The sequence below is a fragment of the Streptomyces sp. NPDC048590 genome (assembly GCF_043199535.1).
Classification (GTDB): Bacteria; Actinomycetota; Actinomycetes; order Streptomycetales; family Streptomycetaceae; genus Streptomyces.
Genome location: NZ_JBICWC010000001.1, coordinates 384,637 through 400,466 on the forward strand (window position 1 = coordinate 384,637; position 15,830 = coordinate 400,466).

Sequence of the window (15,830 nt, forward strand, 5' to 3'; positions counted from 1 at the left end):
GGCACCATGTCCCACACCGCCGTGCTCGAAGGCGTCCTGGAGCGGATCACCTACGCCAACGAGGAGAACGGTTACACCGTCGCCCGCGTCGACACCGGCAGAGGCGCGGGCGATCTGCTCACCGTCGTCGGCTCGCTGCTGGGTGCCCAGCCCGGCGAGTCCCTGCGGATGGAAGGGCGGTGGGGCTCGCATCCGCAGTTCGGCAAGCAGTTCATGGTGGACAACTACACGACGGTCCTGCCCGCCACCATCCAGGGCATCCGCCGGTATCTCGGCTCCGGCCTGATCAAGGGCATCGGCCCGGTGATGGCCGACCGCATCACCACCCACTTCGGCGTCGACACCCTCGACATCATCGAGCAGCACCCGAAGCGGCTCGTCGAGGTGCCGGGCCTCGGCCCCAAGCGGACGAAGATGATCGCCGCGGCCTGGGAGGAACAGAAGGCGATCAAGGAGGTCATGGTCTTCCTCCAGAGTGTCGGGGTCTCCACCTCGATCGCCGTACGCATCTACAAGAAGTACGAGGACGCCTCGATCTCCGTGGTGCGGAACCAGCCCTACCGGCTCGCCGCCGACGTCTGGGGCATCGGGTTCCTCACCGCCGACCGCATCGCCCAGGCCGTCGGCATCCCGCACGACAGCCCGGAGCGGGTCAAGGCCGGTCTCCAGTACGCCCTGTCGCAGTCCACCGACCAGGGCCACTGCTTCCTCCCCGAGGAGCGGCTGATCGCCGACGGGGTCAAGCTCCTCCAGGTCGACACCGGGCTCGTGATCGACTGCCTGGCCGAGCTCGCCGAGGACCCGGAGGGCGTCGTACGGGAGAAGGTGCCCGGCCCCGAGGACGGGCAGCTCGTCACCGCCGTGTACCTCGTCCCCTTCCACCGTGCGGAGATCTCGCTGGCCTCCCAGGTGCAGCGCCTGCTGCGTACGTCTGAGGACCGCCTGGAGGGATTCCAGGACGTCGACTGGGACAAGGCGCTGGCCTGGCTCGCGCGGCGTACGGGGGCGACGCTGGCGCCCGAGCAGGAGGCCGCCGTCAGGCTCGCGCTCACCAGGAAGGTCGCCGTTCTCACGGGAGGCCCGGGCTGCGGCAAGTCGTTCACCGTCCGGTCGGTGGTGGAGCTGGCCCGCGCGCGCAACGCGAAGGTGGTTCTGGCCGCTCCCACCGGGCGGGCGGCCAAGCGGCTCTCCGAGCTGACGGGTGCCGAGGCGTCCACCGTGCACCGCCTGCTGGAACTCAAGCCCGGGGGAGACGCGGCCTGGGACCGCGAACGCCCCCTCGATGCCGATCTGGTCGTCGTCGACGAGGCGTCGATGCTCGACCTGCTGCTCGCCAACAAGCTTGTCAAGGCGGTGGCACCCGGCGCGCACCTCCTGCTCGTGGGGGACGTGGACCAACTTCCCTCGGTCGGCGCCGGAGAGGTGCTGCGCGATCTGCTCGCCGAGGGAGGGCCCGTGCCGGCGGTGCGGCTGACGACGATCTTCCGGCAGGCCCAGCAGTCCGGCGTGGTCACCAACGCCCACCGGATCAACTCGGGGGTCCCGCCGGTGACCCAGGGGCTGGGCGACTTCTTCCACTTCGTGGAGGACGAGACGGAGGACGCCGGAGTGCTCGCCGTCGACGTCGCGGCCCGCCGCATCCCCGCCAAGTTCGGCCTGGATCCGCGCCGCGACGTGCAGGTGCTCGCCCCGATGCACCGGGGGCCGGCAGGTGCCGGGCATCTCAACGGGCTGCTCCAGCAGGCCATCACCCCCGGCCGCCCCGGTCTTCCCGAGAAGCGCTTCGGCGGCCGGGTCTTCAGGGTGGGCGACAAGGTGACACAGGTCCGTAACAACTACGAAAAAGGGGAGAACGGGGTCTTCAACGGTACGGTCGGCGTCGTCACCGCTCTCGACCCGGACGAGCAGCGGCTGACGGTTCTGACGGACGAGGACGAGGAGATCGGCTACGACTTCGACGAACTCGACGAGCTGGCGCACGCCTACGCGATGACCATCCACCGCTCCCAGGGCAGCGAGTACCCGGCCGTCGTCATCCCCGTCACCACCAGCGCCTGGATGATGCTGCAGCGGAACCTGCTGTACACGGCTGTGACCAGGGCCAAGAAGCTGGTCGTCCTGGTCGGTTCCCGCAAGGCCATCGGACAGGCGGTACGCACGGTTTCCGCAGGCAGGCGCTGTACGGGGCTGGATTTCCGGTTGCGCGGAGGAGGCCCGGGCGGCGGTCCGGAAAAATGATCGATCAAAACGGTGGGAAACATCACTGTGCCCTTCCGGAACCGTTGCGCAGGGGGCAGGATGAGAAAGTTGACGGCACTCAGTGCCGCCAGTCGGCCCAATGGGCGACCCCGAGTGCACTCTCCTGAGCCAAATGGGGGAGGGTGGAGTACAAGTCAGGGCACCTCGAAGAAGAGGCACTACGTCGGTGAGGGATGACGTGAGCGAGAGCGATAACTCTGTAGTACTGCGGTACGGCGATGGCGAGTACACCTACCCGGTGATCGACAGCACCGTCGGCGACAAGGGCTTCGACATCGGGAAGCTCCGGGCTCATACGGGCCTGGTGACGCTGGACAGCGGATACGGCAATACGGCCGCCTATAAATCCGCCATCACCTACCTCGACGGCGAGCAGGGCATCCTGCGCTACCGCGGCTACCCGATCGAGCAGCTCGCCGAGAGCTCCACGTTCCTCGAGGTCGCCTACACGCTGATCAACGGAGACCTTCCCAAGGTCGACGAGCTGTCGGCCTTCAAGAACGAGATCACCCAGCACACGCTGCTGCACGAGGACGTCAAGCGCTTCTTCGACGGCTTCCCGCGTGACGCGCACCCGATGGCCATGCTCTCCTCGGTCGTCAGCGCGCTGTCCACGTTCTACCAGGACAGCCACAACCCGTTCGACGAGGAGCAGCGTCACCTCTCGACGATCCGCCTCCTGGCCAAGCTGCCGACCATCGCGGCGTACGCCTATAAGAAGTCGATCGGCCACCCGTTCGTCTACCCGCGCAACGACCTCGGCTACGTCGAGAACTTCCTGCGCATGACGTTCTCCGTCCCGGCCCAGGAGTACGTGCCGGACCCGGTCGTCGTCTCCGCGCTCGAGAAGCTGCTCATCCTCCACGCGGACCACGAGCAGAACTGTTCGACCTCCACCGTGCGCCTGGTGGGCTCGTCGCAGGCGAACATGTTCGCCTCGATCTCCGCCGGTATCTCGGCCCTGTGGGGCCCGCTGCACGGTGGCGCCAACCAGTCGGTGCTGGAGATGCTCGAGGGCATCCAGGCCAACGGCGGCGACGTCGACTCCTTCATCCAGAAGGTGAAGAACAAGGAGGACGGCGTCCGCCTGATGGGCTTCGGCCACCGGGTGTACAAGTCCTTCGACCCGCGCGCCAAGATCATCAAGGCCGCGGCGCACGACGTGCTCTCCTCGCTCGGCAAGTCCGACGAGCTGCTCGACATCGCGCTCAAGCTGGAGGAGCACGCGCTCTCCGACGAGTACTTCGTCTCGCGCAACCTCTACCCCAACGTGGACTTCTACACGGGCCTGATCTACCGCGCCATGGGCTTCCCGACGGAGATGTTCACCGTGCTGTTCGCGCTCGGCCGCCTGCCCGGCTGGATCGCCCAGTGGCACGAGATGATCAAGGAGCCGGGATCCCGCATCGGCCGCCCGCGCCAGATCTACACCGGCGAGGTCCTGCGCGACTTCGTCCCGGTCGAGGGCCGCTGACGCCCACGTACCGCTGACACGCCCCGGCCGCTCCGGCCGGCATCCTTCGCCCCGCGTACCGCGCTCGCCCCAGTGGCGGCGCGGTGTCCGGGGCGATTCGGCGTTACGGGGCCCGGGGGCGGCTGAGAGCGCCCGGAGGCGGCGACGGGTGCTCGGTGAGCGGCTGCGGCCGCCCGCGGGACGCGACGTGGCCCCCGGGGATGTCCACCCGCCGTCCGGGCCCCCTTGGCCGACCATGCGAGAAACGCCCCGCCGTCGATCCCCCCACGGGTCGACGGACAGGGCGTTTCCCATATCCCGGAGCGGATTCCCCCCACGGGATCCGGCCGGGCGTCTGAAGGGAGCCTGAAACTCCCGTTGTTCTTGGATGGCGCTATTCAGTTCGGTCCTGCTTGTGCGGGCTTGCCGGGGTACGTACGTACGGGAGGGCCGCTCAAAGCTCCCCGGTGCACGCGCCCCGGCCAACACTTGCCATGGAGCGTCCCCCAAGACACTCCATCGGACGTCCCCCAAGACATCCTTGGCATCGCACTCTTAGACTCACCAACCCATCAGATGGTTACCCTCAAATCGGTGTGATCTAAGTCTCTTTGTAGAAATTATGTGAAGGAGCGCAACCTCAGGCTGTTCGTCACGACGAAGACCGACGAAAACGCCATCGCCGCACCCGCGATCATGGGGCTGAGCAGCCCGAACGCAGCCAAAGGCAGTGCGGCCACGTTGTAGCCGAAGGCCCAGAAGAGGTTGCTTCTGATGGTGGACAGAGTACGCCTTGCGAGGCGGATCGCGTCAGCTGTCACCTTGAGATCTCCACGAACCAGCGTGATGTCGGCCGCTTCGATCGCCGCGTCGGCCCCGGAACCCATCGACAGGCCCAGATCAGCCGCCGCGAGCGCCGCCGCGTCGTTGATGCCGTCACCGGCCATCGCGACGGACCGGCCCTCCGCCTGAAGGCGCCGGACGACCCCGGCCTTGCCCTCCGGGAGCACCTCCGCGTGGACCTCGTCGATCCCGACCGCGCGGGCGACGGCCTCGGCCGCCGCCCGGTTGTCGCCGGTCAGCAGGATCGGTTCGAGGCCGAGGGCGCGGAGCTCGGCGACAGCCTCCGCGCTGCTCTCCTTCACCGTGTCCGCCACCTCCAGCACCCCCTTCGCCGCACCGTCCCACCCCACGGTCACGGTCGTCGCTCCCCTGGCCGCCGCGTCCGTGAGGGCGGCGGCGAGCGACTGCGGCAGGGTGATCCCGGCGTCGGTGAGGAGCTGGTCCCGCCCGGCGAGTACGTCGTGCCCGTCCACGGTGCCCCGCACCCCCAGGCCGGGCAGGTCGGTGAAGCCGGTGGGGGTGGGCAGCGCCCCGTCCGCCCGGGCGGCGGCACCGGCGGCGACCGCCCGCGCCACGGGATGACCGGAAGCGTTCTCCAGCGCGCCCGCGAGGCGCAGCACCTCCGCCTCGGTGGAGCCGGGGGCCGTGTGGACCCGGACCAGAGTCATGAGGCCGGTGGTGACCGTGCCCGTCTTGTCGAGCACGACCGTGTCGATCCGACGGGCCGTCTCCAGTACCTCGGGCCCTCTGACGAGGATGCCCAGCTGCGCGCCGCGCCCCGTTCCCGCCAGGAGGGCGGTGGGCGTGGCGAGCCCCAGGGCGCAGGGGCAGGCGATGATCAGCACGGCGACGGCCGCGGTGAAGGAGGCCGTGATGTCGTCGGTCGCGAGCAGCTGGGCGACCAGCGTGGTCAGGGCGAGCAGCAGCACCACGGGGACGAAGACCGAAGAGACCCGGTCCGCGAGGCGCTGGGCAGCGGCCTTGCCGCTCTGGGCCTCCTCCACGAGCGCGGCGATGCGAGCCAGCTGGGTGTCGGAGCCGACCCGGGTCGCCTCGACGACCAGCCGTCCGGACGTGTTGAGGGTCGCCCCGGCGACGGAGTCCCCAGGGACGGCGTCCACCGGGACGGACTCCCCGGTGAGCATCGAGGCGTCGACGGCCGAGCGGCCCTCGACCACGACGCCGTCCGTGGCGATCTTCTCGCCGGGCCGCACCACGAAGCGATCGCCCACCAGGAGCCGCTCGACGGGGACGCGTACCTCTTCGGCCTCCCGCCCGGGCGCCGTGGCGGGGCGGAGCACCGCGACGTCCTTCGCGCCGAGGCCGAGCAGCGCCCGAAGGGCGGCGCCCGCCTTCCGCCGGGCCCGTGCCTCCAGGTAGCGGCCGAGCAGGATGAAGGTGACGACGCCGGCCGCCACCTCCAGGTAGACGGTGGAGGCGGGGTCGGAGCCCGCGGCCGTGACCTCGAAGCCGTGACGCATCCCCGGCATTCCCGCATCGCCGAGGAACAGGGCCCACAGAGACCAGCCGAAGGCCGCGAGGGTTCCGAGGGACACGAGGGTGTCCATCGTCGCCGCGCCGTGGCGCAGGTTGGTCCAGGCGGCCCGGTGGAAGGGCAGGCCGCCCCAGACGACGACCGGCGCGGCCAGGGTGAGCGACAACCACTGCCAGTCGTCGAACTGGAGCGCGGGGATCATGGCCATGAGGATCACGGGCAGAGCCAGTACGGCGGAGACGCCCAGGCGCCGGCGCAGCACGTCGAGGGCCTCCTCCGCCGCGCGGTCCGCCGCGGTGCGGTCGGTGTCGGGCCCGGGGCCCTCGTGGACGGGAGCGGTCGCCGGCGGGAGCGGCTCGCGGCCGGTATCGCCGTCGGGGCCAGGGGCCGGTCCGTGTGGTGCCGCGACGTCGTCGGGCGCGTGGGTGCCGGGCGTGGGGCGGGCGACCGGCCGGGCCGTGTAGCCGGTTCTCTCCACGGTGGCGACGAGATCGTCGAGCGTGGTGCCCTTGCCGTAGGAGACCCGGGCCTTCTCGGTCGCGTAGTTGACGGTGGCGGTGACGCCGTCCATCCGGTTGAGCTTCTTCTCCACGCGGGCCGCGCACGAGGCGCAGGTCATCCCGCCGATCGTCAACTCGGCATCGGAGGTCTCCGCCGCCGGAGCCTCGGCTGCCGTGGTGCTGGCCATGTGTGCGGACTCCTGGGTCGAGCGGTCGGGCGGTACCGCACCAGTATCCGTGCGTCCCGGCGGTGGCGGCCGGTCCTGGGGGAGGTGCTGCCCTGGGTTGGTGGTCGGGCCGACCGAGGTGCTGCTCCGGGGGTCGGCCGGATGCGGTGGTGGTGCTTCCCGGTTCTGTTTCCCGGTGCTCCCTCGCCCGGGACGGTGACCGTCGGGGCGGTGCTTCCCCGGCGGTGCCGGCCGGGCGCGGCCGTGGCGCTGCCGGGGCGTTCCGGGTGGAGTGCCGGACTGCCGGGCCGGGCCGCGTGGTCGGCGGGGTGGCCGCCGTGTCGTCGGCCGGTGGTGCCCCGAGTCCTCGGAGCGGCCCGGCCGGCCGGAGGCCGGACGGCGGGTTCGGACTGCGGGCCGGGCGCGCTTCGGGGGGTGAGGTCAGGCCTGGCGGCCCACGAGCTCGTAGCCCGCTTCGTCGACGGCGGCGCGTACGGCCTCGTCGGTCAGGGGGGCGGCGGAGGCGACGGTGACCCGGCCCGTCGCGGCCTCGGCCTTCACCGAAGTGACCCCCTCGATCTCCGAGATCTCCTCGGACACGGCCCCCTCGCAGTGGCCGCAGGTCATGCCCTTCACCTCGTACACGGTGGTCACGCCGGCCGCCCCGGCGTCCGCGGCTCCGCCCTGCGAGCCGGTGGACGAGCAGCAGGAACCTGCGGTGAGGGGCGTGTCGGTCTCGGCGGTCATGGCGTTCTCCTCTTCGGGGTGGGGGCGTGCGGGGTGCGTGGGCGCGCCAGGAAGCCCGGCGGCCCCGCTGACGCCGAAGTATACCCCTAGGGGGTATTGGCTGCCGCGGCCGCCGCCCGGCCGGGCGTGTTGCGGGCGAGTGGCTCCAGGTAGCGGTACATCGCGGTCTTCAACTCCCGGGTGTACGCCTCCCGGTCGGCGCCCTCGCGTTCCATGATCAGGTCCAGGCCGCCCTTGAAGATGACGAAGGCCATCTCGGCCGTGCGGGTCACGAGTTCCGCGGGGAGCTCCGGCAGGTAGGTGCCGAGGAGGCGCTCCGTCCGAGTGAGCATGGTGGCGTGGAGCGCGTCGTGTTCGTGGCTGATCACGCCCGGGATGTCGGAGCCGTGGGTGAGGACCGCGAATGCAGGGTTCTCGCAGTTGAAGGCGATCAGTGGGTCGAGGACCGTGTCCAGCATCTCGGTGAGCGGCAGTTCGAGATGGTCGGCGACGAACGCGGCGCCGTACGTCTCCTGCCAGCGGTGCATGAGCCGCTCGCCGAGCTCGATCGCGATGGCTTCCTTGTTCGGGAAGAACTGGTAGAGCGTGCCGGGTGAGACGCCGGCCTCGCGCGCGATGGCGTTGGTGCTCGCGCCGTTGTATCCGCTGGCGCAGAAGACGCCCGCTGCGGCCTCGAGGAGCTGCGCGATCCGGGCCTCGCCGCGCGCCTGGCGGCGGCGCGGTCTGCCGGTGGCCGCGGCCTTGGCGGCGGCTCCGGTCCCGGCTTCGGGTTCGGGTTCGGCCCCTGCCCCGGGTTCGGAGGCCGGACTTGTCCCGGTGTCGGCACCGGTCCCGGCTTCGGGCGCCGGGCTCGTCCCGGTGTCCTCGCGCGGTGCGGTGCTCCGTGAGGTCGCGGCCTCTTCCGCTCTGTCCTCCGGCACGGTCGATCCCCAGCTTTCCGGATGTGGTTGACAAACGCGAGAGGTCACTCGCATTCTGAAGAAACGCGAGCGGTAGCTCGTATTTGCCAGTTTACGTGGCAATGGCTGACCCATGCTGCCCTGTGGCGCCCGGGTCCCGGTGAAGGGGACACCGCACCATGTCCGATGTCAACAGTCCGGAGCGCGCCGGGGGGTGGACCCGCTTCGTCACGGCGAGGCCACGGCTCGCACTGTTCGCCGCCCTGGTGGTCACCGCGCTGGCCGTGTTCGCCGGCAGCGGGGTGGCCGACCGGATGGGCAGCGGAGGCTGGGAGGCCCCCGACGCCGAGTCCACGTACACGACCCGCGTGCTGGAGCGGGAGTTCCCCGCGTCGCAGCCCAATCTCCTGCTGCTCGTCGACAGCGGCCCGGCCTCGGTCGACGATCCGGCGGTGGCCGCCGAGGCGCAGCGCCTCGCCCGGCGTCTGTCGGCCGAGCCGGGTGTCGCGGGAGTCGGGTCGTACTGGTCGACGAAGTCCCCCGCGCTGCGCTCCACGGATGGACACGAGGCGGTCGTCGCCGCCCGGATCGAGGGCGACGAGAAAAGGGCGGGAGAGATCCTCGACCGGATAGCCCCTGTCTACAGGGGGACCCACGGCCCGGTGGACGTGTCCATCGGCGGCCGCGTCGCCGTGCAGTACGAGATGCAGAGCATCATCGAGGAGGACCTTCTCAGGGCCGAGCTCATCGCGCTACCGGTGACCCTGGTGTTGCTGATCATGGTCTTCGGCAGCGCGGTGGCCGCGCTCCTTCCGCTCGCCGTCGGTATCGTCGCGATCCTGGGCACCAACGCGGTCCTGCGTGGCATCACCGAGTTCACCGATGTCTCGGTCTTCGCCCTGAACCTCACCACAGCGCTCGGGCTCGGTCTCGCCATCGACTACGCCTTGTTCATCGTCCGCCGGTTCCGTGAGGAGCTGTCCACCGGGACGGACACCAGGACGGCGATCGGGGCGACCTTGCGCACCGCCGGGCGGACGGTGCTGTTCTCCGCCCTGACGGTGGCGGTGTCGCTGGCGGCGATGCTGGTCTTCCCCCAGTACTTCCTCCGCTCCTTCGCCTATGCGGGTATCGCGGTGGTGCTGCTCGCCGCCGCGGCCGCACTGGTCCTGCTGCCCGCTGCTCTGATGCTGCTCGGCCCGCGGGTCAACGCGCTGGATCTTCGACGGCTGTTCCGGCGTCGTAAGGGAGACGCGGTCGGGGCGGGCCCGGTGGACGGTTCCCCAGGGAAGGGATGGGCGCGCCTCTCCCTGCTCGTGATGCGCAGGGCGCCGGTCTTCGCCGTCATCACCACCGTCGGGCTCGTGCTCCTGGGACTCCCGTTCCTCGGTGTCAGGTTCGGTACGGCCGACGACCGCCAGCTGCCGCCCACGGCCGAGTCCCGCGTCGTCCAGGAACACCTGAGGGAGAGCTTCCCCGGAAGCCCGGGCGGCGGGATCGAGGTGCTCGCCGAGGGGCCGGCGGGGGCAGCCGACCACGCCCGCTTCCGGGAACGGATCGCCGCACTGCCCGGGGTCGAGCGGGTGGACGGCCCCGTCGAGGGCGAGGATGCGGCGTACTTCGACGTACTGCCCGAGGGCGAGCCCCTCGGGCAGGGGGCTCAGGACCTGGTGCACGATCTGCGGGCCGTGCCCGCCCCGTTCGACACCTCGGTCACCGGCACCGCGGCGGTCCTGGTCGACTCCAAGGAGGCCATAGCGGACAGGTTGCCCTGGGCGGTGGGGATCATCGTCGTGGTGACGCTGCTGCTGGTCTTCCTCCTGACCGGGAGCGTGCTGATACCCCTGCAGGCGGTCGTGCTCAACGCACTGAGTCTGACAGCCATGTTCGGAGCGGTGGTCTGGGTCTTCCAGGACGGGAACCTGTCGGGGCTCCTCTCCTTCACGAGCACGGGCGACATCGAGACCACGCTGCCCGTACTGATGTTCTGCGTCGCCTTCGGGCTCTCGATGGACTACGGGGTGTTCCTGCTCTCCCGCATCAAGGAGGAGTACGACCGGACGGGCGACCACGACCACGCCGTGACCTTCGGTCTGAGCAGGACCGGCGGGCTCATCACCGCGGCCGCCGTCATCCTGGCCGTGGTGATGGTGGCCATCGGCGCCTCACGCGTGACCAACACGAAGATGCTCGGCCTCGGCATCGCGCTGGCCGTCCTGATGGACGCCATGGTGGTACGCAGCCTGCTGGTTCCGGCCGCGATGAAGTTGATGGGCCGGGCCACCTGGTGGGCCCCGAGGCCCCTGCGGGCCCTCCACCAGCGGTTCGGGCTGAGCGAGAGCGGCGGGGCGCGGCCCGCAGCCGGCCGGGGCGCGGAGGGGGAGGCTCCCGGGGCGGACGGCAGGCGGCGGGACAAGATCACAGTCGGCGCGTAGATTCGCCAGACCGAAGGGCAGGACGAGGGAAGCCGGGTGACGGACCGGGTGATCCGCCTGCCGGGCGCCGCGAGGTGCGGTGTCCGGCGGGCGGGGGCCGGACGGTGTCACCCGGACAGGGAGGCGGAGCCGATGCGGGCAGTGGTGTTCGAGGAGTTCGGTCTGGAGGCCAGGGTTCGGGACCTCCCTGATCCGGCTCCGCCGGCCGGAGGTGTCGTGGTCCGGGTGGAGGCCACAGGCCTCTGCCGCAGTGACTGGCACGGCTGGATGGGGCACGACCCGGACATCGTCCTCCCCCACGTGCCTGGCCACGAGCTCGCCGGGGTGGTCGAGGGCGTGGGATCGGGCGTGCGTAACTGGCGCGTCGGTGACCGGGTCACCGTGCCCTTCGTCTGTGCCTGCGGCCGGTGCGCCGCGTGTGCCTCCGGAGCTCAGCAGGTGTGCGAGCGGCAGACCCAGCCCGGCTTCACCCACTGGGGCTCGTTCGCCGAGTACGTGGCGCTCGAGGAGGCCGACGTCAACCTGGTCCGCGTTCCCGAAGGTCTGTCCTCGGCTACGGCCGCCGCTCTCGGCTGCCGTTTCGCGACGGCGTTCCGAGCCGTGGTGGGGCAGGGGCGGGTCGCGGCGGGGCAGTGGGTCGCCGTCCATGGATGCGGTGGTGTCGGGCTGTCGGCCGTCATGATCGCGGTGGCGTGCGGAGCCCGGGTCGTCGCGGTCGACGTCTCAACGCAAGCCCTGGACCTCGCCCGTGCCTTCGGGGCGGCCGCCTGTGTGGACGCCTCGGAGCACCCGGGCGGTGCGGACGAGGCCGTACGCGAGGTGACCGGCGGCGGCGCGCATCTTTCGCTGGACGCACTGGGCTCGCCGGTCACCTGCGCGGCCTCGGTGCGCAGCCTGAGGCGGCAGGGCCGCCACGTCCAGGTGGGGCTGTTGCCGTCAGCCGCCGGTGACCCCGTGGTGCCCATGGCGAGGGTGATCGCGTGGGAGCTGGAAATCCTGGGCAGCCACGGAATGGCCGCCCACGACTACCCGACGATGATGGACATGGTCAGCGCCGGCGCACTTCGGCCGGATCGTCTGGTGACCTCTCTCATCGGCCTCGACGCCGCCCCGGCAGCCCTGGCGGCGATGGGCACCACACCGGGATCGGGTGTCACCGTGATCGAACCGGCGAAGGAGTCCTGAGCCGTCGGTCGGCCGACCACCGCGTTCCGACCTGCTGTGCCGCCATCCCGCGGTTCCGCCGGTGTCCGAACTCAACGGCCCCTGTTGCTGGGGCGGGAGGCGATCCACGCGAGGACGGTGTCCTTGTACCAGTAGGGCTTCCCGTTCCGCACGTCGTCAGGGGGAGGGAGCAGGCCGTGCTTGCGGTACGAGCGGATCGTGTCGGGCTGGACATGGATGTGCGCGGCAATGTCCTTGTAGGACCAGAGTGTTCCGTCCGTCATGGATGACACCTCTCCGTACCTCAGTGGGTCTGTGCTCCGGTGAACGACGAGGCCTCAGGCCGGGCAGGGTGCGTCGCGAGCCCGTGACACAGGACCAGCGGAACGCGGACAAACGTGACGGAGGAGTGACTCCGGAGGCTCCAGTGACTCCTGGGAGTGGAGTGACGGAAGTGCTCGAAGGGTTCGAAGGGGCCGAGTCGCCCGGGTGCTGAAGGGAGCTGAAGAGGCTCAGGAAGGCACGCCGGGCTGAGGCGTCAGGAGGCGGGCCGGGCGGGCCCGCAGATACGGAGGAACTCCCGGGTGCGACGGGCGATGGGAAGAGGCTTGTCGGGCGGGCACGGATACATGTCCTGCTCGACGATGGCGAACAGATCCCTGCCCAGAGCGCGCGCGGCGTCGAGCACGGGCTCCAAGGCGGGTACGCCGCCCGGCGGCTCGCACATCACCCCGCGAGCGACCGCCGGACCGAACGGCACCTCGTTCGCCACGACATCGGCGAGCACCTCCGGGTCGACCTGCTTGAGATGCAGATAGCCGATCCGTTCCCCGTAGGTCCTGATGAGCTTCACGCTGTCCCCACCGCAGTAGGCGTAGTGGCCGGTGTCCAGGCAGAGGGAGACGAGGTCCGGGTCGGTGGCGTCGAGGAAGCGGTTGACGTTCTCCTCGCTGTCGATGTGTGTGTCGGCATGCGGGTGTACGACGATCCGCAGCCCGTAGCGGTCGCCGACCTCCCGGGCCAGGCGCTCCGTCTGGGACGCCAGATCGCGCCACTGCGCCGCGGTGAGCGTGCGGTCCTCCAGGACCTTGCCGGTCTTGTCGTCCCGCCAGAAGGACGGGATCACCACCAGATGCCCGGCGCCCATCGCCCGGGTGAGTGCGGCGATGTCCGCGACATGCTGCCAGGTCCGGTCCCACACCGACGGGCCGTGGTGCAATCCCGTGAAGACGGTGCCTGCCGAGACCGCGAGGTTCCGGCGGGCGGTCTCTTCCGCGAGGCGGGCGGGGTCGGTCGGCAGATAGCCGTACGGCCCCAGTTCGATCCACTCGTAGCCCGCCTCGGAGACCTCGTCCAGGAAGCGTTCCCAGGGAACCTGCTGCGGATCGTCGGGAAACCAGACACCCCACGAATCAGGTGCCGAACCGATGCGGATGCGGGCCGGAGATGGTACGGAGGAGGTCATATCGCCCACCCTCCAGTCCTCCGGGAAGGGTGTCAAGGGTTCGTCCGAATGTCCGGACAAAGTGTTGACAGGGTCCCCTGCGAGGGCTACGAAGAGTCTTCGGAAGACCCGTCATCCGCTCGGAAGGGCGGGGCCGGAGCCGCCAGGACCGGAGGGTTTCCAGGACACGACGACCCGTACCCAGGCCGTGCGTCCGGCACCGGGGCGATGCGCCGGTCCGGAGCACCGGGTGGAAGGGATGCGTATGCGTGAGCCGTACGACGTGATCACCATGGGGCGGATCGGGGTGGACATCTACCCGCTGCAGACCGGGGTACCGCTTGCCCGCGTCGAGACCTTCGGGAAGTTCCTCGGGGGCTCACCGTCCAACGTGGCCGTCGCCGCCGCCCGGCTGGGCCGGCGTACGGCGGTGATCACCCGGACCGGCAGGGACGGGTTCGGCGACTATCTCCACGAGGCGTTGCGGGAGTTCGGGGTGGACGACCGTTGGGTGAGTGAGGTCGCGGAGTACCCGACCCCCGTCACCTTCTGCGAGATCTTCCCGCCCGACGACTTCCCGCTCTACTTCTACCGGCAGCCCAAGGCCCCCGATCTGGAGATCCACAGCGGGGAACTCGACCTGGACGCCATCAGGGACGCCCGAGTGTTCTGGATGACCGGCACCGGGCTCTGCGCCGAACCCAGCCGCTCGGCCACCCTCGCCGCCCTCGAAGTCCGCGGCGCGCGCACGGGCACCCCGGACCCCGACTCCGTACGGGCCACCGTCTTCGACCTGGACTGGCGGCCGATGTTCTGGGGCGACGGCGACGGCGACGGGGTCGGGGGACGCGGCGGTGGAGCGGCGGACGGTGACGGTCGGGACCAGAACGGCGTCCCCTCCACGCGCGCCCTGTACCGCGAGGCGCTCGCCCACGCGACGGTCGCCGTGGGCAACCTCGACGAGTGCGAGGTCGCCACCGGAGAGCGCGAACCGCACGCGGCGGCCCGCGCCCTGCTCGACGCCGGACCCGAACTCGCCGTCGTCAAACAGGGACCGGCGGGTGTTCTCGCCGTTCACCGCGACGGCACGACGGCCGAGATCCCGCCCCTGCCCGTCGAGGTCGTCAACGGTCTGGGCGCGGGCGACGCCTTCGGCGGTGCCCTATGCCACGGTCTCCTCGCCGGCTGGAAGACACGCGACATCATGCGCTACGCCAACGCGGCCGGCGCCATCGTCGCCTCGCGGCTGGCCTGCTCCTCCGCCATGCCGTACCCGCACGAGGTCGAACAGGCGGTCAGGGAAGGGGCTGTGGTCCCCACTCTCGCGGCAGGCGACCCCGTGACCACCCCTCCCGGGGGAGGCGCCCCATGACCGGGCCCGTTGCCGGGCACACCGTGACCACGACCGTCGACGGACGCACCCCGACCCGGCCGGAGGCCGAGCGCACAGTGACTGGGCGGGGTGCCGAGCGCACCGTGACCGGGCCCGCCGCCGAAGGAACCCCGTGACCAGGCCTGCCGCGGCCGGCCCCGCCGATCTCGTACGCCTGCGTGCCCAGCGGCCCGAGGCCGTCGCCGAGGCGGCCGGTGCCCGCCGACGCCGGCCCCTTATCGGCCCCACCGGACGACTGATGATCATCGCGGCCGACCATCCGGCCCGTGGCGCCCTCGCCGTCGGGGACGACGACCTCGCGATGGCCGACCGCTTCGACCTGCTGGAGCGGCTCCGTGTGGCTCTCGCCCGCCCCGGCGTCGACGGAGTGCTGGCGGGTGCCGACGTCCTCGAGGACCTGCTGCTCCTCGGCGCGCTGGACGACAAGGTCGTCCTCGGTTCGATGAACCGGGGCGGACTCGCCGGAGCGGCGTTCGAGCTCGACGACCGTTTCACCGGCCACCGCCCCGCCGACCTCGCCCGCCACGGCTACGACGCGGGCAAACTCCTGCTGAGGATCGATCACGACGACCCCGGCTCCCTGGACACCCTGCACACCGCCGCGCGCACCGTGGACGAGATGGCGGCCCTCGGCCTGCCGGTCTTCATCGAGCCCTTCCTATGCCACCGCACCCGCGACGGTCTGCGCACCGACCTGGGCGCCACCGCCGTCACCACGTCCATCGCGATCGCCTCGGGGCTCGGCGGGACGTCCGCGTACACCTGGCTGAAGGTCCCCGTCACCGAGAACCCCGACGACATGGAACGGGTGATGCGCGCCTCGACCCTGCCCGCCGTGCTCCTCGGCGGCGAGGTCATGGGGGATCCGGACGACGCCTACGAGCGATGGCGCTCCGCGCTGCGGCTGCCGACCGTGCAGGGCCTGGTCGTCGGGCGCTCGCTGCTCTACCCGGCCGACGGGGACGTGGCGGCCGCGGTCGACACCGCCGTCGGGCTGCTGTGAGCGGAACCGGCCGCTGGGTAGGGATGGA

The 15,830-nt window shown here is 70.9% G+C and carries 12 protein-coding genes; 7 read left to right on the plus strand and 5 right to left on the minus strand.

The features are described from left to right. Positions 1-6: 6 nt before the first annotated feature. Positions 7-2,238, plus strand: a complete 2,232-nt coding sequence (locus ACGFNN_RS01635) for an ATP-dependent RecD-like DNA helicase (protein ID WP_393551862.1) — start codon at positions 7-9, stop codon at positions 2,236-2,238. A 199-nt stretch (positions 2,239-2,437) separates the two neighbouring features. Then, entirely contained in the window at positions 2,438-3,733 is a 1,296-nt protein-coding gene (locus tag ACGFNN_RS01640) for a citrate synthase (protein ID WP_362549545.1), read from the plus strand. Positions 3,734-4,332: 599 nt separating this feature from the next. On the opposite strand, the gene ACGFNN_RS01645 is transcribed toward ACGFNN_RS01640, so the two are convergent. From ACGFNN_RS01645 to ACGFNN_RS01655, 3 genes are all read right to left on the minus strand, one after another. Continuing rightward, positions 4,333-6,738: a heavy metal translocating P-type ATPase gene (locus tag ACGFNN_RS01645; RefSeq protein ID WP_393551864.1), complete on the minus strand. Its 2,406-nt coding sequence runs from the start codon at positions 6,736-6,738 to the stop codon at positions 4,333-4,335. 420 nt (positions 6,739-7,158) lie between these two features. Further along, positions 7,159-7,464: a heavy-metal-associated domain-containing protein gene (locus ACGFNN_RS01650; protein WP_393551866.1), complete on the minus strand. Its 306-nt coding sequence runs from the start codon at positions 7,462-7,464 to the stop codon at positions 7,159-7,161. 86 nt (positions 7,465-7,550) lie between these two features. Next, positions 7,551-8,384 (minus strand): TetR/AcrR family transcriptional regulator, encoded by an 834-nt coding sequence (locus ACGFNN_RS01655; protein WP_393551868.1) that lies wholly within the window; start codon positions 8,382-8,384, stop codon positions 7,551-7,553. Between the two features lie 158 nt (positions 8,385-8,542). Between ACGFNN_RS01655 and ACGFNN_RS01660 the strand changes: the two genes are divergently transcribed. Together ACGFNN_RS01660 and ACGFNN_RS01665 are read left to right on the plus strand one after the other, a co-directional pair. Next, positions 8,543-10,798, plus strand: coding sequence for an MMPL family transporter (locus ACGFNN_RS01660; protein WP_393551870.1), 2,256 nt, complete (start codon positions 8,543-8,545; stop codon positions 10,796-10,798). Positions 10,799-10,930: 132 nt separating this feature from the next. Next, positions 10,931-11,983, plus strand: coding sequence for a zinc-dependent alcohol dehydrogenase family protein (locus tag ACGFNN_RS01665; RefSeq protein WP_393551872.1), 1,053 nt, complete (start codon positions 10,931-10,933; stop codon positions 11,981-11,983). 71 nt (positions 11,984-12,054) lie between these two features. On the opposite strand, the gene ACGFNN_RS01670 is transcribed toward ACGFNN_RS01665, so the two are convergent. Further along, positions 12,055-12,246 carry a MerR family transcriptional regulator gene (locus ACGFNN_RS01670; protein ID WP_362664170.1) on the minus strand — a complete coding sequence of 64 codons (192 nt, stop codon included), beginning with the start codon at positions 12,244-12,246 and terminating at the stop codon, positions 12,055-12,057. A 254-nt stretch (positions 12,247-12,500) separates the two neighbouring features. Further along, positions 12,501-13,427, minus strand: a complete 927-nt coding sequence (locus tag ACGFNN_RS01675) for a sugar phosphate isomerase/epimerase family protein (protein WP_393551874.1) — start codon at positions 13,425-13,427, stop codon at positions 12,501-12,503. A gap of 244 nt (positions 13,428-13,671) precedes the next feature. On the opposite strand from ACGFNN_RS01675, the gene iolC reads away from it, so the two are divergent. From iolC to ACGFNN_RS01690, 3 genes are read left to right on the plus strand one after another with little or no spacing between them, the layout of a single operon-like run. Continuing rightward, positions 13,672-14,778: a 5-dehydro-2-deoxygluconokinase gene (gene iolC / locus ACGFNN_RS01680; protein WP_393551876.1), complete on the plus strand. Its 1,107-nt coding sequence runs from the start codon at positions 13,672-13,674 to the stop codon at positions 14,776-14,778. Next, on the plus strand, positions 14,775-14,915 hold the full coding sequence (locus ACGFNN_RS01685; protein ID WP_393551877.1) for a hypothetical protein: 141 nt from the start codon (positions 14,775-14,777) through the stop codon (positions 14,913-14,915). The genes iolC and ACGFNN_RS01685 overlap by 4 nt, the downstream gene beginning before the upstream one ends. Continuing rightward, on the plus strand, positions 14,912-15,802 hold the full coding sequence (locus ACGFNN_RS01690) for a deoxyribose-phosphate aldolase (protein ID WP_362664174.1): 891 nt from the start codon (positions 14,912-14,914) through the stop codon (positions 15,800-15,802). Before ACGFNN_RS01685 ends, ACGFNN_RS01690 begins: the two co-directional genes overlap by 4 nt. The last annotated feature ends 28 nt before the right edge of the window (positions 15,803-15,830 follow it).

Excerpts from the sequence above, each read along its gene's own strand:
- ACGFNN_RS01635 (WP_393551862.1), top strand. The coding sequence starts at position 7 with ATGTCCCACACCGCCGTGCTCGAAGGCGTCCTGGAGCGGATCACCTAC.
- ACGFNN_RS01645 (WP_393551864.1), bottom strand. The coding sequence starts at position 6,738 with ATGGCCAGCACCACGGCAGCCGAGGCTCCGGCGGCGGAGACCTCCGAT.
- ACGFNN_RS01650 (WP_393551866.1), bottom strand. The coding sequence starts at position 7,464 with ATGACCGCCGAGACCGACACGCCCCTCACCGCAGGTTCCTGCTGCTCG.
- ACGFNN_RS01660 (WP_393551870.1), top strand. The coding sequence starts at position 8,543 with ATGTCCGATGTCAACAGTCCGGAGCGCGCCGGGGGGTGGACCCGCTTC.
- ACGFNN_RS01665 (WP_393551872.1), top strand. The coding sequence starts at position 10,931 with ATGCGGGCAGTGGTGTTCGAGGAGTTCGGTCTGGAGGCCAGGGTTCGG.
- ACGFNN_RS01670 (WP_362664170.1), bottom strand. The coding sequence starts at position 12,246 with ATGACGGACGGAACACTCTGGTCCTACAAGGACATTGCCGCGCACATC.
- ACGFNN_RS01675 (WP_393551874.1), bottom strand. The coding sequence starts at position 13,427 with ATGACCTCCTCCGTACCATCTCCGGCCCGCATCCGCATCGGTTCGGCA.
- iolC (WP_393551876.1), top strand. The coding sequence starts at position 13,672 with ATGCGTGAGCCGTACGACGTGATCACCATGGGGCGGATCGGGGTGGAC.
- ACGFNN_RS01685 (WP_393551877.1), top strand. The coding sequence starts at position 14,775 with ATGACCGGGCCCGTTGCCGGGCACACCGTGACCACGACCGTCGACGGA.